The 18,637-nt window shown below is 58.0% G+C and carries 29 protein-coding genes; 8 read left to right on the top strand and 21 right to left on the bottom strand.

Features of this window, described 5'->3' with window-relative positions; translation table 11 throughout:
• Positions 1-3: 3 nt before the first annotated feature.
• From KGB21_RS22775 to KGB21_RS22805, 7 genes are all read right to left on the bottom strand, one after another.
• Positions 4-1,776 (bottom strand): N-acetylglutaminylglutamine amidotransferase, encoded by a 1,773-nt coding sequence (locus KGB21_RS22775; RefSeq protein WP_223506796.1) that lies wholly within the window; start codon positions 1,774-1,776, stop codon positions 4-6.
• A gap of 38 nt (positions 1,777-1,814) precedes the next feature.
• Complete coding sequence (locus tag KGB21_RS22780; protein WP_223506797.1) at positions 1,815-2,996, bottom strand: tyrosine-type recombinase/integrase; 1,182 nt, start codon at positions 2,994-2,996, stop codon at positions 1,815-1,817.
• Between the two features lie 228 nt (positions 2,997-3,224).
• Positions 3,225-3,416, bottom strand: coding sequence for a hypothetical protein (locus tag KGB21_RS22785; RefSeq protein ID WP_223506798.1), 192 nt, complete (start codon positions 3,414-3,416; stop codon positions 3,225-3,227).
• A 49-nt stretch (positions 3,417-3,465) separates the two neighbouring features.
• Positions 3,466-3,615, bottom strand: a complete 150-nt coding sequence (locus tag KGB21_RS22790) for a hypothetical protein (protein WP_223506799.1) — start codon at positions 3,613-3,615, stop codon at positions 3,466-3,468.
• Positions 3,612-3,842, bottom strand: a complete 231-nt coding sequence (locus tag KGB21_RS22795; RefSeq protein ID WP_223506800.1) for a hypothetical protein — start codon at positions 3,840-3,842, stop codon at positions 3,612-3,614. Before KGB21_RS22795 ends, KGB21_RS22790 begins: the two co-directional genes overlap by 4 nt.
• Positions 3,839-4,204, bottom strand: coding sequence for a hypothetical protein (locus KGB21_RS22800; protein WP_223506801.1), 366 nt, complete (start codon positions 4,202-4,204; stop codon positions 3,839-3,841). The genes KGB21_RS22795 and KGB21_RS22800 overlap by 4 nt, the downstream gene beginning before the upstream one ends.
• A 173-nt stretch (positions 4,205-4,377) precedes the next feature.
• A complete protein-coding gene (locus tag KGB21_RS22805; RefSeq protein ID WP_223506802.1) occupies positions 4,378-6,192 on the bottom strand; it encodes a DNA cytosine methyltransferase in 1,815 nt (604 codons plus the stop codon).
• A gap of 78 nt (positions 6,193-6,270) precedes the next feature.
• Between KGB21_RS22805 and KGB21_RS22810 the strand changes: the two genes are divergently transcribed.
• Positions 6,271-6,456, top strand: coding sequence for a hypothetical protein (locus tag KGB21_RS22810; protein ID WP_223506803.1), 186 nt, complete (start codon positions 6,271-6,273; stop codon positions 6,454-6,456).
• A 7-nt stretch (positions 6,457-6,463) separates the two neighbouring features.
• Here the strand turns inward: KGB21_RS22810 and KGB21_RS22815 are convergent, their stop codons facing one another.
• Entirely contained in the window at positions 6,464-7,459 is a 996-nt protein-coding gene (locus KGB21_RS22815) for a phosphoadenosine phosphosulfate reductase family protein (protein WP_223506804.1), read from the bottom strand.
• Positions 7,460-7,558: 99 nt separating this feature from the next.
• Between KGB21_RS22815 and KGB21_RS22820 the strand changes: the two genes are divergently transcribed.
• Positions 7,559-8,137 (top strand): hypothetical protein, encoded by a 579-nt coding sequence (locus KGB21_RS22820; RefSeq protein WP_223506805.1) that lies wholly within the window; start codon positions 7,559-7,561, stop codon positions 8,135-8,137.
• Here KGB21_RS22820 and KGB21_RS22825 read toward each other — a convergent pair whose 3' ends face one another.
• The 13 genes from KGB21_RS22825 to KGB21_RS22885 form a co-directional block, all read right to left on the bottom strand.
• Complete coding sequence (locus tag KGB21_RS22825; protein ID WP_223506806.1) at positions 8,138-8,449, bottom strand: hypothetical protein; 312 nt, start codon at positions 8,447-8,449, stop codon at positions 8,138-8,140.
• Between the two features lie 81 nt (positions 8,450-8,530).
• Positions 8,531-8,887 (bottom strand): hypothetical protein, encoded by a 357-nt coding sequence (locus tag KGB21_RS22830; RefSeq protein WP_223506807.1) that lies wholly within the window; start codon positions 8,885-8,887, stop codon positions 8,531-8,533.
• Between the two features lies 1 nt (position 8,888).
• Positions 8,889-9,359, bottom strand: coding sequence for a single-stranded DNA-binding protein (gene ssb / locus KGB21_RS22835; protein WP_223506808.1), 471 nt, complete (start codon positions 9,357-9,359; stop codon positions 8,889-8,891).
• A gap of 9 nt (positions 9,360-9,368) precedes the next feature.
• Positions 9,369-9,986 (bottom strand): lambda exonuclease family protein, encoded by a 618-nt coding sequence (locus KGB21_RS22840; protein ID WP_223506809.1) that lies wholly within the window; start codon positions 9,984-9,986, stop codon positions 9,369-9,371.
• Entirely contained in the window at positions 9,970-10,752 is a 783-nt protein-coding gene (locus KGB21_RS22845) for an ERF family protein (RefSeq protein ID WP_223506810.1), read from the bottom strand. The genes KGB21_RS22840 and KGB21_RS22845 overlap by 17 nt, the downstream gene beginning before the upstream one ends.
• A 7-nt stretch (positions 10,753-10,759) precedes the next feature.
• The gene (locus KGB21_RS22850; protein WP_223506811.1) at positions 10,760-11,860 is read right to left on the bottom strand and encodes a hypothetical protein; all 1,101 of its coding nucleotides are present in this window, start codon (positions 11,858-11,860) and stop codon (positions 10,760-10,762) included.
• Between the two features lie 157 nt (positions 11,861-12,017).
• Positions 12,018-12,218: a DUF551 domain-containing protein gene (locus KGB21_RS22855; RefSeq protein WP_223506812.1), complete on the bottom strand. Its 201-nt coding sequence runs from the start codon at positions 12,216-12,218 to the stop codon at positions 12,018-12,020.
• Positions 12,215-12,436, bottom strand: coding sequence for a hypothetical protein (locus KGB21_RS22860; RefSeq protein ID WP_223506813.1), 222 nt, complete (start codon positions 12,434-12,436; stop codon positions 12,215-12,217). The genes KGB21_RS22855 and KGB21_RS22860 overlap by 4 nt, the downstream gene beginning before the upstream one ends.
• Complete coding sequence (locus KGB21_RS22865; RefSeq protein WP_223506814.1) at positions 12,417-12,626, bottom strand: hypothetical protein; 210 nt, start codon at positions 12,624-12,626, stop codon at positions 12,417-12,419. Before KGB21_RS22865 ends, KGB21_RS22860 begins: the two co-directional genes overlap by 20 nt.
• Positions 12,623-13,045: a hypothetical protein gene (locus tag KGB21_RS22870; RefSeq protein ID WP_223506815.1), complete on the bottom strand. Its 423-nt coding sequence runs from the start codon at positions 13,043-13,045 to the stop codon at positions 12,623-12,625. Before KGB21_RS22870 ends, KGB21_RS22865 begins: the two co-directional genes overlap by 4 nt.
• Positions 13,046-13,458: 413 nt before the next feature.
• Positions 13,459-13,899: a hypothetical protein gene (locus KGB21_RS22875; protein WP_223506816.1), complete on the bottom strand. Its 441-nt coding sequence runs from the start codon at positions 13,897-13,899 to the stop codon at positions 13,459-13,461.
• A 428-nt stretch (positions 13,900-14,327) separates the two neighbouring features.
• Positions 14,328-14,699 carry a hypothetical protein gene (locus tag KGB21_RS22880; RefSeq protein ID WP_223506817.1) on the bottom strand — a complete coding sequence of 124 codons (372 nt, stop codon included), beginning with the start codon at positions 14,697-14,699 and terminating at the stop codon, positions 14,328-14,330.
• A gap of 77 nt (positions 14,700-14,776) precedes the next feature.
• Positions 14,777-15,550, bottom strand: coding sequence for a S24 family peptidase (locus KGB21_RS22885; RefSeq protein ID WP_223506818.1), 774 nt, complete (start codon positions 15,548-15,550; stop codon positions 14,777-14,779).
• Positions 15,551-15,656: 106 nt separating this feature from the next.
• Here KGB21_RS22885 and KGB21_RS22890 point away from each other — a divergent pair, with 106 nt between their 5' ends.
• The 6 genes from KGB21_RS22890 (at position 15,657) to KGB21_RS22915 (ending at position 18,607) form a co-directional block, all read left to right on the top strand.
• Positions 15,657-15,863 (top strand): Cro/CI family transcriptional regulator, encoded by a 207-nt coding sequence (locus tag KGB21_RS22890; RefSeq protein ID WP_223506819.1) that lies wholly within the window; start codon positions 15,657-15,659, stop codon positions 15,861-15,863.
• A gap of 30 nt (positions 15,864-15,893) precedes the next feature.
• A complete protein-coding gene (locus KGB21_RS22895; protein WP_110658565.1) occupies positions 15,894-16,082 on the top strand; it encodes a hypothetical protein in 189 nt (62 codons plus the stop codon).
• A 20-nt stretch (positions 16,083-16,102) separates the two neighbouring features.
• Positions 16,103-16,342 (top strand): hypothetical protein, encoded by a 240-nt coding sequence (locus tag KGB21_RS22900; protein WP_223506820.1) that lies wholly within the window; start codon positions 16,103-16,105, stop codon positions 16,340-16,342.
• Positions 16,343-16,530: 188 nt separating this feature from the next.
• Complete coding sequence (locus KGB21_RS22905) at positions 16,531-17,187, top strand: phage antirepressor KilAC domain-containing protein (RefSeq protein WP_223506821.1); 657 nt, start codon at positions 16,531-16,533, stop codon at positions 17,185-17,187.
• Positions 17,187-17,948 carry a YdaU family protein gene (locus tag KGB21_RS22910; protein ID WP_223506850.1) on the top strand — a complete coding sequence of 254 codons (762 nt, stop codon included), beginning with the start codon at positions 17,187-17,189 and terminating at the stop codon, positions 17,946-17,948. The genes KGB21_RS22905 and KGB21_RS22910 overlap by 1 nt, the downstream gene beginning before the upstream one ends.
• A complete protein-coding gene (locus KGB21_RS22915; protein ID WP_223506822.1) occupies positions 17,948-18,607 on the top strand; it encodes a replication protein P in 660 nt (219 codons plus the stop codon). The genes KGB21_RS22910 and KGB21_RS22915 overlap by 1 nt, the downstream gene beginning before the upstream one ends.
• Positions 18,608-18,637: the final 30 nt, after the last annotated feature.

An 18,637-nucleotide genomic window follows, 5' to 3' on the forward strand; every position in this document is an offset into this window, starting at 1 on the left:
CGATCAGATTCCTTGTTCACTGAGCCACAGGTTCAGGGCCGCCAATTGCCACAGCTTGGAGCCGCGCAGCGGGGTCAACTGACCTTGCGGGTCGGTCAGCAGGCGGTCGAGCATCGCCGGGTTGAAGAGGCCGCGATCCTGACTCGGATCGAGCAACAGTTCACGCACCCAGTTCAGCGTTTCGCCTTGCAAGTGCTTGAGGCCCGGCACCGGGAAATAACCTTTCTTGCGGTCGATCACTTCGCTTGGAATGACCAGGCGCGCCGCTTCTTTCAACACTTGTTTGCCGCCGTCGGGCAGTTTGAATTTGCCCGGAATGCGGGCCGACAATTCCACCAGTCGATAGTCGAGAAACGGCGTACGCGCTTCCAGACCCCAAGCCATAGTCATGTTGTCGACGCGTTTGACCGGGTCATCCACCAGCATCACCGTGCTGTCCAGGCGCAGGGCTTTGTCCACCGCTGCGTCGGCGCCGGGTTGTGCGAAATGTTCTTTGACGAAGTCACCGGCAGCGTCATTGGCGGTCAGCCATTTCGGTTGCACGGTGGCCGCGTAATCGTCGTAGGAGCGGTCGAAAAACGCCTCGCGATAAGCCGCGTACGGATCGCTCGCACCGTCCACTTGCGGATACCAGTGATAGCCGGCGAACAGTTCGTCTGCCCCTTGGCCGCTTTGCACCACTTTGCAGTGCTTGGCCACTTCACGGGACAGCAGATAAAAGGCGATGCAGTCATGACTGACCATCGGCTCGCTCATGGCGCGGAACGCGGCGGGCAGTTGCTCGATGATTTCTTTTTCGTCGATGCGCAATTGATGGTGATGGGTGCCGTAGTGTTTGGCGATCAGGTCCGAATACTGGAACTCGTCGCCACGCTCGCCACCGGCATCCTGGAAACCGATGGAGAAGGTCGAGAGGTTTTCCACGCCGACCTCACGCAACAGACCGACCAGCATGCTTGAATCGACACCACCGGAAAGCAATACACCGACATCGACCGCCGCACGCTGACGAATCGCCACCGCGTCGCGGGTGCTGTCGAGTACGCGATCACGCCAGTCTTCGAGTGTCAGATTTTTCTCGTCAGCGTGTGGGCCGTAGGGCAGGGTCCACCAGGTTTTCTGCTCGGTGCGGCCATCCGCGTCGATGCGCATCCAGGTGGCCGGCGGCAGTTTTTCGATGCCTGCCAGCAAGGTGCGTGGTGCAGGGACGACCGCGTGAAAATTCAGATAGTGATTGAGCGCCACCGGGTCGAGGATCGGGTTGATGTCGCCGCCCTTCAGCAATGCTGGCAGCGCTGAGGCAAAGCGCAGGCGCTCACCGGTGCGGGACAGGTACAGCGGCTTCACACCGAGACGGTCGCGGGCGATGAACAGGCTTTGCGTGTCGCGCTGCCAGATGGCGAAGGCGAACATGCCGTTGAGTTTTGGCAGCAGCGCTTCGCCCCAGGCGTGAAAGCCTTTGAGCAGCACTTCGGTGTCACCACCGGAATAGAAGGCGTAACCCAGGCTTTCCAGCTCAGTGCGCAATTCCGGGAAGTTGTAGATCGCGCCGTTGAAGGCCAGGGACAAGCCCAATTGCTGGTCGATCATCGGCTGCGCCGAGCCGTCCGACAGGTCCATGATTTTCAGGCGTCGATGGCCCAGGGCAATCGGACCCTGGCTATGGAAACCCCATGCATCAGGGCCACGGGGCGCCAGGTGATGGGTGATTCGTTCAATGGCTGCAAGGTCTGCAGGTTGATTGTCAAAACGTAACTCGCCAGCTAATCCACACATATTCCAAAAGGCCTTGTGTCTGCTGGGCCTAAGCGCATCTACCGTGATTCAAGTACCAATTTTGTACCGTTTTTAGGTAAATCCAGCTTTTCAAGCTCCGCGAAATCACTCGAAGAACTGATCCACTTGGCATAGGTTGAAAGCAACACCTGAACGCTGTGTCCAAGCTGCGCAGCGATGAACGCTGGATTCATTCCTGACATCAAGCACATCGTTGCGTAGGTGTGCCTGGTGTCGTACATCCGGCGATATCGCATTCCAATCTTGCGCAACGCTGCCAACCAATAACGCTTAGCCCCTGTTTCGGATCGGATGTACAGCTCTGATCTTTCACCCGATCCTTCCGGCGCGAAAACATAATCAGAGCGCGCCGCCGTAAGGAGTCTGGCTTTTTCGAGCGCCTGCAAAGCGCGATCGTTCAATAAAACTTCCCGCGACACCTTCGTTTTCGTCCTCTCCTTGATCTTGCCGTACAACCTGATACGGCAAACCTTGGCACGCTTCGAGCGTGCATCAACCTCGCTCCAGCGCAAGGCCATAGCCTCGCCTGGACGCATTCCTGTATAGAAAGAAAACTCAAAAAAACACGCATAGATTGTCTGTAGACCGCTCGTCACTTCGTACAGTTTTGCAATTAGCTCGTCCGCTTCTTCGCGACTGAAAGGGTCGATCTCTCGCTTGGTCACCCGTGTCGGCGGGATGGAATTGGCAGGATTCCTCAGGATCAGTTCATCGTTGACAGCCTGGGTTAGCAGGCTGGTGACAAGCCGGATCGCGCCCTTCCTGCGGATTGGCGAAGTCCACGTAATCCCGTTGACAATTTTGCGCATCAGTACCGGTGTGATTTTATCGAGCGGGTACTGGGCCAGGTGTGGAACCCAGTAGTTTTGCATGGTGCTGCGGTAGTTCTTGCGTGTGCTGTCTTCGATCTGAAGGCTGTTCAGCCAGTCCTGGGCATAGTCGAAAAAAATCGGCATCTGCCCAGTCGAGTCGCTTCGGCTGTTGGGGAACAGCTCGCGGTATTTTTCAGGTGTGAGGGCGCCGAGTTTGGCCAGTTGCGTCACTTGAGAACGTAAAGCCTCGGCTGCTGCGATTCCCTTTGCGGTTTGCGGGAGAGCGAGCGTTTCGCAGTGCCGCTTCTTGTTCCAGGAGAACCTGATCCGGACCGATTTTCCGACAAGCTCAACGCCGGTTGGCAGCTCCATTGGCTCTCTAGCCATTCGTCATACCTCCATTTGCTGTACATGATTCGCCCGTCGATTTTCGACCAGACGCCGGCGGGGATGATGTTACGTTCTCTCTTTCGCTGTAGGGCTTTCGGTGTGGTGCCCAGCAGTTCGGCCATCCGCTTTTCGGTGACCTTGTCGTGGCCGGACTCATCGCCCAGCTTTTCGGCTGCCGCCATAGTGATGCTCCATGCCGCGCGCGGCGGCCGAAGGTGATTACGGTTAAAGGGTGACGAATTGACTGTTGGGGTCGAATTTCTTCCCATCAGGGTCAGGCACCAATCTCGGTACATGCCGCTGGATGAATTCATCGAAACATTTTGGGCAGTAACCGCCTTTTGCGGTCTCACGCAGGGCGTGCCCGGTGTAGTCGCATTTGGGGCATTTGACGGCGGCTGGAAGAATGAAAGCCATAGGGATTCCTCGCCCGCCGTTCACCGGCAGGCTGGTAGGTTGAAGAGGGTTACTTGCGGCGCTGGAAGTCAGTGCAGCGGACGATCACCGTTTGCGCATCGCGGGATAGCGGCGGCATGGTACTGAAGGGAAGGTGGCTGCAATTGCGGTGGGCGTGGGCGCAGGTGGCGCACATGCCGCCTTTGGGTTGGTGGATCATGGCGTCACCGCTTCAGGCTTGTACTTGGTGAGCCGCCACTTGGTGTTGTTGCTCTGGCTGTGATCCGACTCGACCAGGCCCTCGCGCTTCATCAACTCCAGCTCATGGCGAATTTGCTTGGTGGTGAACGGCTCGACGTGAAACCTGAACCACCAGGTGCAGAACCAGTTATCCCGGGAACCGCCAGCGCCGCTCATGTAGGTGGTTATCTGCTGGCGAAGACTCATGGCGTCACCTTCGCACCTGGAAGCTTCGGGACTGGCACCGCTCGACGGCCCCAGATGCAGACAGGACCGTCTTCGGCGTCATGTATCGACAGGATGAACCAGCCCGATTCGGCTGGATGCTGGATATCCCAAGCTGAGCAATCGCATTGACCGTCATCCATGTAGGAATCGAATACGTCGATGGGCACATCGCTTTCCATGTAGGTGATTTTGGTTTCCACTTGGTGGCGGAGACACCATTCCTGAAACTGCGCCTCAGTGATCTCGTCGTCGAACTCCGACAGGTAGTCGGGATGGGACCACCAGCCTTGTGCATCGCGTTCGACTGGGAGGGCATCAATCAAAACAGTTTCTTCAGGCATGACTTCGTCCTTGCCGCTATAGCGGCTGACTTTGAATTAAGGAAAATTGAGGGAAAGTGCCGAAAATTAAGATTTTCTAGGCGGAGTTAAGATTTTCTGTTCCAGTCAGGATGCGGCTGACTTTGAAGGGGGAGGGAGTTACAGGGGGATGGAGTACAGATGTACTCCTTTCGTTATGCTGCCAGACGCTGGTAGAGCTCAATGATGTCGGCGGCGTTGGCACTGACCAGTGCCTCGGCTTCGTCCGGACAGACGCTATTGCCGATCAGCCGGACCTGGTCGGTCTTGTTGATGTCGCGCCATTCTTCGGCGCCGGTCACCGGGTCGACGAACAGCCCGCGATCAATGATGTAGTCCTTATCGAAGCCTTGGGCTGCCTTCAGCTCAGGCGGTTGCAGCATGCGAAGGGTGATGTCGACCAGCACATAACCGCCGACCATTACCAGGTCCGCCGGGTCTTTGAAGTGTTCCGGCAGATGTTCATGCATGAAAGCAGCGCAGCGGCGCGCACCCACCAACTGCTCAGGCGTCAAGGTGTCCGGCACCTGCACGACCTCAACTAGCGCGACTCGATCTTTCGTCGGCAGGGTGTGCATCGGCTCGGTGAGCGAGATGCCGTCCTTCTCGTTGCCGTAATACTTCACCAGGTAGGCGTTGACCAAGCGCTGGTTGGCACCGGACTGGCAGATGGTCGAGAGCGGCGCATCGGCTGCGCGGCCATCTCCATTGTAGAAGCCACCATTCGCCTGCTCGAAGAAAGCGGCAACGACTGCCTGTTCGCCGCGGTTGGCACCAGTAACGGTGCGCGCCGGCTCATTTAACGAGTACCCGCTGCGGTCGCCATGATGGGTCAAGTGAGTCAGGTGTCCGGCGACCATGGCGAAGTGACCGCCTTTGACCTGGGCGACTTGCGTGCGAAGCGGCTCCTGTACATCGAAGTTGCGCTGTGATGAGCCGTTGGCGCATTCGGTAAGGAAGGGCGCCGCTACGGGTTGCACTAAGGCGTGATGCGTACCGCCGGCGCTGATGGTCGACAATGCCTCGTCGACGCCGTGGGTGCTGGTGTGTGCGTTCGAGGTACCGCGCATCGGCACAATGAACGGCTTCGCGCTGGTCAGCACGTGCCGCCAGCAACCCTTGGCCACCCGGCGCATGGTGTTCACCGCCATCGGCTTTTCACGGAAGATCGTGCGGCCAAGGTTGCTCCAGTCAATGCACTCGGCGGCGGTGCGCCAAGGCTGCTGTTTCGCCGTCGGCACTTTGTGGCGCGTTGGTGCTGGCCAGACAATCGGCTTTCCGTCGCTGCGCGCTACCAGGTACAGACGCTTCCGAATTGTCGGGGCGTTGGCGTTTGCCGCGATGCGTTCGCGCCATTCGACGTTGTAGCCTAAGCCGCGAACAAGCGCCTCCACTGGAACGAAATCACCGATCGACTCAAGAATTTCCGGCATGTCGGGGTGATCGGCCGGCAGCCCGGTGCTGAGCGCAGCAATAAACGATTTGAAGGTGCGACCGCGCTCGGCCTTGATTGGCTGGCCTTCCTCGTCAACCGGTCCCCAGTCGCAGAACTCTTCGACGTTCTCCAGGAACATCAGGCGCGGCCGGGTTGCGTGCGCCCACCGGACTACAACCCATGCCAGCCCGCGAACCTTGCGATCACGCGGCGCACCACCCTTGGCCTTGCTGTGGTGCCGACAGTCCGGCGAGGCCCAGAGAATGCCGACCGGCTGACCGCCCGTAGCATGGACCGGATCCACCTCGAACACATCTGCAACATAGTGCGACGTCTGCGGGTGGTTGGCGCGGTGCACGGCCAGGGCGATCGGGTTGTGGTTTACGGCCACGTCCGGCTCCCGATATGCCCGGGCTATCCCGGTACTGGCACCGCCGCCGCCGGCGAACAGATCCACCACCAGTTCCTTTTCGAATGGCAGGCCCATGCTTGGCTGGCGGTTGATGAACTGAGGCAGTTTCTGTTGTGCGGACATAGAAGATCCTCGCCGGCTGGCGTGATTCGTAAATTGGGATGATGATTTGCACTTGGCGCAAACCTGACGGTGGCCGCGATGAGTGCGAAAGTCGATGTGATGGCGTTACGGCTGATCGGCGATGAAGTGGTGCGGCTGCTCAGCCTTCCCGATGACCAGCTTGAGGAAGCAGATACCCGCGCAGGGCTCAAAGTGATTGCCGAGCTGGCCCGATGGCGGGATGTTGTCTACGCGGATGAGCTAACGCTTCAGGGGAAGGGGTGAGGGCGGGTTAGGCGGCAGCATCACCGAGAAGCGCTGCGGGTATTTTCTGATAGGTCTCGCACAGGCCGTAGGCGCTGGCACACTTGGTTGGAGCGTCTGCCCTATCGATCATCTTCAGCATGTCGAACTCCCGACCGCCACGCGTTGTGTTGGCCCATTCAATCATTCGATCAATGCCATGGGTCTTGAAGTCGATGTCGTCACGCTTATGGACTGTCGGGTCGTTGGTGGCAGTGAAGAAAGTGGACGATCCGCGCTTACTGGCCAGGCTTACCAAGCGCTCCCATTCGCGCAATCGCGCCACTTCTTTGGGCCAGCGGGCGCCGATCTCCCTCAGCTCGTCCTTACCGCAGTTGACGCATGGCATGCAGCCAACGCGCCCAGCACCCTGCAGGTAAAGCGGGTTCGGTTTGATGCCGGCATAGCGATGGGCTTCAAACACCGCGGCGACATCCCACTTCAAGATCGGTCGGTAATTGAACAGTCCGCCACCGACCTCGTCGCATTCGGGCAGGAATCGTCTATCAATCGATTCGTCCGCTCGCACACCCTGCCATGAAATAACCATGTTCTCCGGGCTCATCAGGGGGATAAACACTTGTTCGATGATCGGGTTTCGCTTGAGCTCCTCGGTGCAGAAGCGAACCTTTGTGCTTGGGAACCGACCTTTCCAGATGCAAAGGTCAAGAAATGGGATGCCGGTCGGGTGAAGCACTTCAAGTGCCGCCAACACGATGCTTTCCGGCACGTCCTGTTTTCGCCAGGTAACTTCGACGTACCGGCGTTTTCTCGCAATCTGCTCCGTGAAATCTGCCCTGACCCGGCGGATGGGGAAGCTGAAGACCGTTTCGAGGTAGCGAATATACTCGTAGGTCAGTTCATGCTCATGGCCTGTGTCCGCGAAAACGCCCTGGAGGTTGGGCACTTCCAATGCCTGGGCCACCAAGCCGGTGGCAACGCTGTCCTTTCCACCGCTCAGACTGATGATGTTGTATGTGGTCATAAGTGATTTCCAGGCAGACGCCTGCCTCGCCGGCTGGCGTGATTCGTTGAAGTGGGGTATTTGTGTTCGGCCCGGCATGGAGCCGGAAACGGGAGATCTATGAGTCTGTATCTGTACCTAAACGAACATTGGCATGCAGATACCTGGGTGGTTGGCGGGGTAATACCGATCAATCCGGCTAGCTTTTACAGACGAATGGAAAGGGGTGGGATATTTACCCCTGACGAGAATCTCATCCATAAATCCGAAGTCGATCTCACGGGGCTTAGCCCATTTATTCACATTGACCCAGGTGCGGAGGTTCGCGGCCTCACAGTAACGAACAGCAGAATGAACGGCATGCCGATTCCAGATATTCACGATGCACACTATTACCATGAGGATGGCTTAATCCTTTCCTTCAGCTACCGCCTAACGGGAACGCTTGCGCGGAAAATGAAGAAGAAAGCGTGCGTTAAAATCGTAGATATGGACCTTTTGAAAAGACATTTGGACAATCAAATTGGCGTCGTGTCAAAGGCCGGGCCGTGTTACTACACTGCTGACCATCAGCGAAACCACTTCCTGAAATCCAATCTTGATGAGTGGCAAGCTGAATACAGACTTTTCTGGCCCGCGGACAAGAAGGTTGAAGTTTCTGTGCCGCCAGGAGCGGCAGAACTTATCTGCGTCTGGTGATCATTCGTCGTGACAGATGCGCAGGGCTTCGCGGTTGTAGGCGAGCTCAAGTTTGCGCGACACGTTTTCGGGGATTACGTATTCGTGGCGCGGCGGGGCGAAGAAGGGGGCAGAGCCTTTCGGTCCAAGGGCGTGCAGATGATGAAGGGCCAAGGTCATTGCCTCGCCTTGCTCATCGATCTGATGCCACTCCATCAAGTCGGCCAGCACCTGCCGGGTTCCAGCCATGGCATGCATTCGCAACTCTTCCTCGCCGCGAGCCTTTCGCTTCGTCGCAGTCTTTGCCGATCGCTCTTTCGGTAGGGCTGCCATGGGACACCTCTTCTATGCCGCTGGCCGGCAATGCCAGCCAGGTTTGTCGTTTGCGTTGTTGCACGCGTGCCATCCTGCGCATCAGGCTGATGCCGGGAAGTCGATTGAGTAGTCGGCGATCAACCGGCGGCATAGCGTTTCGCTGATATCCAGATGCCTGCTGGCCTTGTAGCGCGTCATGCCGACTGCTTTGCACTCCACCAACTGAGCGGCGAGAGCGGCCTTTTCATCGTCGCTGATGAGTCTTCCGCGCTTACTCTTCGGCGCCTCGATGTTCCGATAGCCGTAGGCCGGTTTCGGTACTTGAGCGATGCCGGGGCTGTCCTTGCCGAGGCCAGTCGGGATCAGTTGCGCCTGACCCCCAGAAGCAAAGAAGGCAGCTTTCGCCGCCTCCAGTCCGCTTTGCCGCTTCGCGGCTTCTTCGAATGCTTGGTCCATGTCAGACACCGTTTAAATGGTGGAGGGGCGCGAAGGGGATGTCGTCGTCGAAGCTATCGGGCGGGGCGGCCTGCTGGTTTTGCGCTGGCCGGTTCGCCGCCTGGTGCCGGGGTTGCTGTGGCCTGGACTGCTGCGGCTGGTTGGCGGCCTGAGGCGGCGAGCCGACGAACTTGATCAGGATGATCTTGCCCGTCAGCTTGAAGCCCTCACCGCCGCCGGTCTTGGCGTACGTTTCGATGTGGGCGTCTTCCATGGTGAAGTAGAGCTGCTGGCCCTTGAGCAGATAGGGCGCCATGGCTTCAGCCTGCTTGCCCCAGAGGGTGGCGTCAACCCATTGGGTCGGGCGCTTGCCGTCCTGGCCTTTGCGGCCGTAATCGCAAGCCAGCGCCAGATTGATCACGGGGTCACCGCTAGGGGTGAAGCGCAGTTCAGCGTCACGACCAATGCGGCCGACGTCGGTAAGTGTTGGCATGGAATGTCCTTAAGCGGCGATGCCGAGCACGCGATTCATGCGCTCGTCGAGGATTTCATAGAAGGTTTTGACCCGTTCGCTCATCTTGCGAATCATCACTTCGTCGCGGTAGGCACGCTTCACGAACAGCTTCATGCCCGGCCAGTAGCTGACGAAGTCGATCCACTCGCGATCCGACACCCACAGGCCACCCTGGCACTGCGCGACGTGTTCCTTGGGGATCTCGCCGGACAGGATCACTTCCACCTGAAACTTCGGCAGCTTGGTCTTGATCTCGCACAGGCCGTCCTCGCTGATCAGGGAGTCTGGCGAGTAGCCAATCCCGTGATTCAGGATGATGCCAACCTGCTCGGTGGTGACATCCAGTTGCGACTGGTACAGGCCGCGGGCGATGCCCTCGTATTCATGGCCGCGCTCGGTGTGCCGGTTACCCTGGAACGGATCGGCAGCTTCACCTGTGATGCGCTCGCCGATCAGCGTGTTCATGTAGGTGAATGCGCCGGCGCCGAAGCCTGCTTCGCCCTTGCCATTGACCAGCAGGGTGTCCAACTCCGAGCAGGTCACGATACCCAGGCGCAGATCCAGCCACTCTTGAGTCCCTTGCTCTACGTTACTGATTATTTTCATTGCCTTTATCCTCGGCCGGTTTGCTGTTTTGGGTCGCTGACTTGGTGAGCATTGCGAGCACCTGGTCGAACAGAGATTTCTCAACCGATGCCGGGGTGCCGTGCATCTTCTTGAAAGCCTCTTTCGCCTTGTCGCTGCATTTCTCCAGCAGGATGGCGAGCTGCGCGGCCTGCGCTGAAGTCACGCGCGGCGTCACCTGCGCGGCTGGGCCGTTGCCGTCGTCGTCTTCGCCGGTGGTGGTGAAGTTCAGCAGCAGGCCTGCGGTGTAGCGTTTGCCGTAGCTGACGCTGGAGGCGACTGCCTGCACACCGTTTTTGCTGCCCGACGCGTCGACAGGCAGGACAATCGAAGTCACTTCCCGGTGGCCAGCGCGATGACTCAGCACACCTTCAACCTCGATGCCTCGCTCGTTGCGAGGGGTGCGGAAGGTAATGGCGAATCCATACTTGGCCATCACCGGCTTGATCATTTCGTTGACGTCTTCCCAGAGCGCATAGGTGCTCTGTACTCGCCCGTTCTTGTCCTTGATGCCACCGCGCTCGCCGATCACCGGCATTTCTTCCTGCATTTGAGCCAGTGCATCGTCGTACTGCTGCTTCGCCTGCTGAGCCTGGAAGCGTTCGTGCATCAGCATCAGTCGCTCCATCTTGTCGATGTCAGCATCGGGGCTCATGGCCACCTGCTGGATGATCGACATGATGGTCGCCGACTCGGTTTGGATGGCCGGCAAACGCTCGACCTGGTCTTTCACTGCAAGATTGCTCATGGCGACCTCAGTATTGAATTGAAATGGCGGGGATCTGGCGGCTGGCGATCAGCGTGATTGCCTGCTTCGCGCATTCTTCGGTCATGCCGCCCTTCACGAAGGCTTGAAGTGCCGCAAGGTTGATTGAGCGGCGGTGCTCTTTGTCCTGTTCGCGCAACCGCTCTTGTCGCAGGATTTCGTCAGCCGCTGCTTTCTGGCGGGCCGCTTCTTCCTGCTTGGCTTGCTCAACGGCCGCCTTCTGGCTTTCGATGGCTGCCAATCGGTCGCGCTCCGCTTTCTGCTCGGCCTCGATCTGTTCGCGCTTGGCCTGCTCAGCCTTGCGTTCGGATTCGGCGGCTGCCAGCTTCAGGTCGCTCTCTCGCTTCTCGGCGGCAGCCTTCTCATCACGGATGCGCTGTTCCGCAGCTTCACGCTCAAGCCGAGCCTTCTCTTCTGCTTCACGAGTGGCGCGCTCGGCAGCCTCGCGGGCGATTCGCTCTTCGTGGTCCTTCTTGTCGCGCTCTTCTTTCTCCTTGCGCAGTCGCGCCAGTTCCAGCTGCTCTGCTTCGTATTGCTGGCGGGCGGTGAGGGCAGCGCGAAGCACCCCCAGTGCCTTGTCCTTGGCGCGAGCGGCTTCCGGTTCGAACTCTTCCCAGTCATCACCCATGGCAACTGCTTCAAGCTGAGCTACGCGGTCGGCCAGATCTTCCGCGGTGATGCCGTCCAGATCTACGGCCAGCAGCCGGATACGTTCGATCGCGTCGTTGTGCTTATCGACCCGGGCATCCTCGGCAGCCTGCCATTCGTTCAGTGGGCGCCGAACCTCTTCCTGCCATGAGTCCAAGGTGTCGCGAACGCGTTTGCGCTCGGCGTCGATCTTCTTGGGCACTTCCTTCAGGTCGGCCACCAGCTTCTTGCCGACGTCGTCCAGAGCGGTCTTGGACCGGGCCACCTTGTAGGCCATGGAGGCGATCGCATCACGACCCTTGCGGGTGCTGATGTCCGGCGTGAAGCCGTCGATCTCGGTGCGGATCTTCTGTAGCCAAGGCTCAAGACCTTTTTCAGCGGAGTAGACGGCGAGGGCGGTTTCTTGCGGCGGCACGACGGCCAGTTGCTGTTCTGCGGACATGAGAAATCCTTGGCCGCGATGCTCGCAGCGTTTGAAGGTGTGGGTTATTGGGTGAGCTGAGAGCAGTAGGAGCTGGCCAGCATGACGAAGGTAGAGCCGGCCAGAACAATGGCCGAGCCTCGCCAGACGTAGAGCCTGCGGGCTTTTTGGTAGGCGGTCATTTCGGCATATCCGGGATCGGCAGCCAGTGTGTGATCCTGGTGTGGCAGGTATCGCCGTCGATGTATTCCCATGGCTTCAGTTCGCGATTCTTCCTGACTGCAAAGAACGGCTGGTGGCGGGTTTTGCCTACGCGACACACCAGAACCGTTTTGTTCGGCGCTGGCAGGCTGTCGGTGATGCTGATCCAATCGCTCATGTCCGAACCTCATATGCCAAAGTCCATTCACCGCACAGGCAGGCACGCCGGCTCCAGGCCTGCGGGTTTTCAATGTGCGCCCGCTCAGCTGCTTGCATGGCGTCCCACATCGTCAGCCCCTTGAACACCATCAGCAGGCGGTCGCTTGGCACGGCCATATGCTCTGGCAACTCGTCCAGCTGCTCATCGATCAGCGTTTTAACCGGTGCAGTGCTCATTGCAACTCCTTGGCCGGCTCGCAACCGCACGATTCAGCCTTTCGCAGTAGTGGTGGAATTCTTCGATGGTGATCGTGTTCGCCTGCAGGAAGCTGGCGATGTTGCGCAGGGCCAGCACCTCGTAGAGAGGAGGGCAGGTTTCGCGGGTCAGTTCATCGATGTCTTTGTCTATCTGGATGTGAGGGCTCACAACTCATCGTCTTCGGCTTTGGCGACGAGCGCGTCATCAGCGAGCGGCTCAAGCAGGACTTCGGCAATCTCGCCAAGCTTGCCCAGCGGGTGGTCGCTGCGGCCTAACAACTCGGCCACCGCAGTCTTGTCTGCATTCCCAATCGCCGCCGTGATCAGCAGCCAGCCAAGTGCCGACGAGTGCACCTCACTATCAGCAAGCCGGTTATTCACGTACTCGTCGACCGCCAGAGCGAATTCCTCAGCCGTCACACCCTGCGGAGCGCGCATACGGCGCTGGAATGACACATTGTTGCCGCGCAGCAAGTCCTCGGCTGCGTTGTAAATCCATTCCGCCCGAGCGTCATCGTGCGGGCTTTCGCTCACTGGAGGCGGCAGGCGGCGTTCAAGCCTCAACTGAGCAAGCTGTGTTGCGTTCATGATCGCCTCCAAGTGGCGAGGTGGAGTAGGCGAGGGCCGCCCATCCGTTTTAAACATATGGACCGCGGGCTATTTGGCGCGATCCACTTTTCAGATAAGCGATGCAGGGGGCCGCATTGCGCGGTGCAGAATCGTCCGCATCGGAGAGCGATCGAAACACCAGGGCGCTACGCCTGCTTGTTTCCCGCCGCGTTTCTGGTATTGGCCGGCAGATCCGGCTCAGGAGATTTCCGGGGCTTTGCGATCCTAGCGCTGCAGCCCGCTTGGGCACGCTTCGATCACTCTCCGATGCGGCCTGGTGCTGGGGAGTACCAGGTGCTCGGGTGGGTTAACCGGATTAGAAGTGACCACCCACTTCCTCAACCATCACCGGTATAGGGCAGTTACCGTCAGGCTGACGTGGCGCTGGTTGTTCAGTTGTGCGCGTTCGGGTCTTTCAGATGCTTGTCGAACAACTTTCGATGCCGTCGAGCAAATCGTGCGACGTAGGCAACGACCAGAAGGGTCAGCGCAGTCAGCAGAAGAGGGTAAAGCTTGATGCTCAGATAGATCGCAAGCGGGGCGAATATCGTTATGGGAAAGAAGAAGAGCAAAACGTCGGGATGCGACTCGCCCTTCTTGTCCTTCCACCACAAATACTTGCTGCTGCCCTCGGTGTCGTATTGCGTCCAGCCGCGCAGCCTTGCCATGAATTCAAGGACCGGGTTGCGGCCAGGCTCTGAATCATCGATCCAGCCCCAAACATGGCGCCAAACTTTTCCAAGCCCGACGATCAGGAGCATTGCGCAGAAACATGCCCCCCCGACAAGGAGGCAGGCCAACAGCTGGCCGGGCAAACTTTCGAGCGGATTCATCTTTGTTTCCTCCAGTTGATTTCCCGTCTGGCCCTGTCGCCAAGGCCAGCCAGTGAAATCTGTTTTCCGCCCCATGCTCGGCGCCGCGGTTTCCCCACCTGCCCAGGTCACGCATTTCGTGTTCGGCGTTCTTCCCAGGTGGCTTGCATGGTTTGGCGTTCTCCCTTGTAGGGAGCCCGGCCAGTTCCAGAGCTGGCATGGAGATCGAAATTTGTGTTTCGCGCTGTGCCCGTTGCCGGGGATCGATCCGCGAAGATTCCTGACTGTTAAAGAGCGGTCAGGCCCTTTGAGGCCCTTCGCAGTGACTGTGTGTCGCTGCGATGGGTTAACAATACCGATGGCATTATTATTGGTCAATACCAATGGCAATAATATTTTCAATGGGAATAAAAAAACCCGCTCAAGGCGGGCTCTTTATTTGCAGTAGCTTATGGGGCGTGTCCGAATTGAGATCTGAAATCTCCTTCCAGTTTTTCGCAAGCGCCGGTGATTATGCTTCGAGCACCAGCGCCACCTGCGTAGCTACTTTCTTCATGCCGACACAGCTCGATAGCGTTTCGCGCGCGAGCTTTAGCCTTGCCTTCTGGCGTGTTGCCAACGATCGCGCCAAACGTAAGAAAGAGTGCGATGGCAGCCACCAGGCCGATCACAACTTTGCCAAACATCCCCATGCCTTTTTTTGGCGGATCTGGAAGTCTGGCTGGGGTTGATTCGAGATTTGCCTGGCAGTGCTTGCAGCGAATTGCCTCGGCCTTGATGACTTCGGCGCAGTAAGGGCAGCTCTTCTCTCCAGCTTCCATGCTTGAATCTCCATCTACTTGATAGTGCTACTAAATAGGGAAGAGCGATAAATCGTTAGGGTGCAGAGATTTACTGGTTACCAGAGGACTGAAGACCAAAAGACGCGACCAAGAATCTCGATCCCGGCATCTGCCATTTCCTGCGCGGTGTATTCCTCATCCGGGTGTTCTTCCCGATTGAAGCTGCGCATTCTCACACCACCACCAGGAAGCCTATAGAGCGTCTTCACCCGGAGCTGCCCGGCATGGTCAATAGCGTACATCTTCCCATCGCTGATAGACGTGGCGCCCCTGTCCACACCTACGGTGCTTCCATCTGGAAGGACGGGCTGCATGCTGTTGCCGCTGACGCTCACGCATACGGCCTCTGAAGGCTGAACCCCTTGGCGCCTCAGTGTGATTTTGCCAAATCGAAGTTTTTGTTTAGGTGAAACCTGAACCGCACTGCGTCCGCTACCTGCGGATAGCTCAACTTCCTTGAGGAACGGCACATACACCTCGTCATCATCGAGCGGAGTCTCATCATCCCATACGTCAAGAGGGCCTAGCAGTACTGCGTTAGTCAAATCTGATCGGGCGGGCGCCGCCCCAGCCATCGCTGCTATTTCTTCTGCCAGGCGCTCACTGAAGGTCGAAACCTCTACGCCCAGAATTCGAGCGAAAGCCGCCGCGACATGAACGTTGAGTGGATTCACGCCATTCAGATAGTGGCTAACGGAGCTCTGGTTCATTTCCAAAGCGTGCGCGAGCTTCTCCTGGGTCAAGCCCAGTTCTGATTTGCGTGAGTTAAAGATTGCCTTCAAGCGAAGGCATTCCTCTTTTCTGTCTGGCGGTAAAGGTTTTTTGCTCATCTCCAAATGTTATTCCTTCCGGTAATAATGCAACAAATGCCATAGGTATTTACTTTTAAAAATGCCAAAGGTAATATTTGGTCATTAGAACCCGTGGAGGCATCCCATGAGCCGGATACACATCAAACAATTCGCAATTGATAAAGGGCAGGCAGAGGCCGCCCGGCTGCTCGGAATGACCCAGGGCGGGCTTAGTAAGGCGATTCGCGTCGGACGCGACATCTACGTAACTCAACAACTCGACGGCAGTTATACCGCCGAAGAAGTCCGGCCCTTTCCCTCGCAAGCGCCCGAAAAAAGATCCGCAGCCTAAATAAATTTCCAGTGCAGCAAGGAGCAACAAATGTACGAAGACCCAAAACACCTAAATCACAACGAAACCAAGGTTCGTCTTAGCGATGAGTACGACGAATACCTGCGCTCGCTTGCAAAGATCCACGGCACTCAAAAAGCCGTGCTGGCCCGTGAAATTCTGAAAGCTGCCATTCAGCAGATGAGGGATGAGCTTACCCGGATTCAAGACATCGCCTGAAGGCCCCCAATGGAGGCTTTATGCCTGAGAACCAGAGCGAGCTGCTTCTGCGGCAGATCGCGGACGTAGACGACATCAAATTTCTTGACGAAGTCGCCACCATGCTCGGAATCCCGATCGAGCAGTTGGCCAAGGAGAGGATTGAAAAGCTCATCGTCACCAGGACGAGACCCAAGACGATGACGGGGACGGTCCAGCCGTTCAGGCGACCCTATTCCCAAACAAAAAGCCGGGCTGATGAGGCCCTGAAAAGTGTTTGACCCCAAATCGCAGGCACAAAAAAACCGACGGACTAGGTCGGCTTTTTCAGTTGCGTACTGCGTAAATCTCTGTGAGGCCGATTATGCATACCTCTAACAATGATGTACAGGGCCTGAAAAAGTCCGCGACACATTTTCTCCATCCGCAAAACGTGTCGCGCACAATTTCCAGCATCGAACTTCGCGACATGGTCAACGAGGCGCGCAGCCAGGCTGGCGAGCCGAAAGTCCGGAACGACCAGTTCATTATCCGCGTGCAAGACGAGCTCGGCGATGAGCTGGGGGAGTGCAAAACAATTGCACACCCCCAAAGCCGCGTGGATATGGCCAGCTACGAGCTGACCCTCGATCAATGCATGCTCGTAGGCATGCGCGAATCGAAAGCCGTTCGCCGATCCGTGCTGCAAAAGCTGAAAGAGCTGGAGGGGCCGCGGGTTATTGCCACGCTCCCTGACTTCTCCAATCCGGCCGCCGCCGCCCGTGCCTGGGCGGAACAGTTCGAGCTGCAGCAGGCTGCCTGTCAGGCCCTGATTGAGGCAGCTCCGAAAATTGCCTTCGTCGAGAAGTACGTCGATTCGACGGGGCTCAAGGGCTTTCGCCAGACCGCCAAGCTTCTGAAGGCCAACGAGTCGCGATTCCGTGAATTCCTGATCGACAAAAAAATCATGTACCGCATGGGCGGCGAATGGCAGGCGTATCAGCCTCACATCGACGCAGGGCGCTTTGAGGTGCGAGCCGGCACCACTGACGGCGGGCATGCCTTCAACCAGTCCAAATTCACCCCCAAGGGCGTCACCTGGGTTGCTGGCTTGTGGGCTCAGTATCAAATTCGGGAGGTCGCATGATGCATTACTTCAAACGCAACATCGGTGACTACCACAAGAAGGCCGGGCGCCTCACCATGCTTGAGCACGGCGCGTACACGCTCTTGCTCGATGCGTGCTATGACCGTGAACGCTTCCCTACGCTGGAAGAAGCAATCGACTGGTGCTGGGCCAGAAATAAGGACGAAGTCGACGCAGTTGAGCTTGTTTTGCGCAAGTTCTTCGAGCTTGTTGATGGTCGTTACGTCCAGACCCGCATTCAGGATGAAGTTAGCGCCTATCACGCTACAGCCCTGAAAAATAAGGAAATTGCAGAAAAGCGTGAAGCGGACAAGCGCACGAAGCGTGCAGGAAACAACACGCAGCGTGCACCAGTCGTGCACGAATCGGCACCTAACCAAGAACCACTAACCACTAACCATGAACCAATAGATCAAAAGCATACGTCGCAAGCGACGGCCGATGATCTGTTCCCGAAGTTCTGGTCGCTGTACCCACGCAAGCAGGACAAAGCCAAGGCGCAGAAGGCATGGGCGAAGCTCAAGGTCACCGATGATCTGTTCGCCGTGATCGCCAATGGACTGGCTGCGCAGGTCGTGTCCGCTGACTGGATCAAGGATGGCGGGAAGTACATCCCAATGCCGACCACCTGGCTCAACGGTAAGCGCTGGGAGGACGAGGTCAAGGTGTACAGCAACGTCCACCCGTTCCCGCCACGTCGCCAGGCCAACGGCCCCGACTTCGACGACCGGAGTTGGGCTGATGATTTGGGGGTTCTGTGATGAAGACCCCGAATCAGCTCATGCAGACCTTGGGCAACCTGCCTTCCGTGGAGACTGCTCCGCTCAAGATCGACACCGGTACCGCCGACGTCGTGAACTCGCTGTTCAAGGAGTTGCAGGCGATCTTCCCCGCTTGGCGGCAAGCGTGGCCAACCGATGAAGCGCTCATGACCGCCAAACGCACTTGGGTGAAGGCGTTCATGGCCGAAGGCATTAAGCAGATCGAGCAAATCCGCTTCGGCCTGCAGAACTGCCGCAAGCTCGGTAGCGACTTCGCGCCATCGGTGGGCAAGTTCATCCAGATGTGCCAGCCAACCCCTGAAGCTCTCGGCATTCCATCCCACGAAGCCGCCTACGCCGAATCCGTTGCCAATGCTCACCCGAGTAAGGCGGGAGGCAGGGAGTGGTCGCATCAGGCCGTGTACCACGCCGCCAGCCAGTGTGGCTTCAACGCGCTGAACACGATGAAGGCCGAAGTCAGTCGCAAGCTGTTCGACCGTAACTACGACATCACCATCCGAATGATGCTGGCCGGTGAGCGTCTGCGGAACATTCCGCTTGCGCTGCCTCAGCGGGTCGACGGTCGCGTGACCGCGGCGATCGGCAACAAGGCCTTGGCTGACTTGCGCAAGAACCGGGGAGGGCATGCCCATGGGTAAGCCGACGACCAACAAAACTATGACCACGCT

The organism is Pseudomonas sp. GL-RE-29, from assembly GCF_019947275.1.
In the GTDB taxonomy this organism is placed as follows: domain Bacteria; phylum Pseudomonadota; class Gammaproteobacteria; order Pseudomonadales; family Pseudomonadaceae; genus Aquipseudomonas; species Aquipseudomonas fluorescens_A.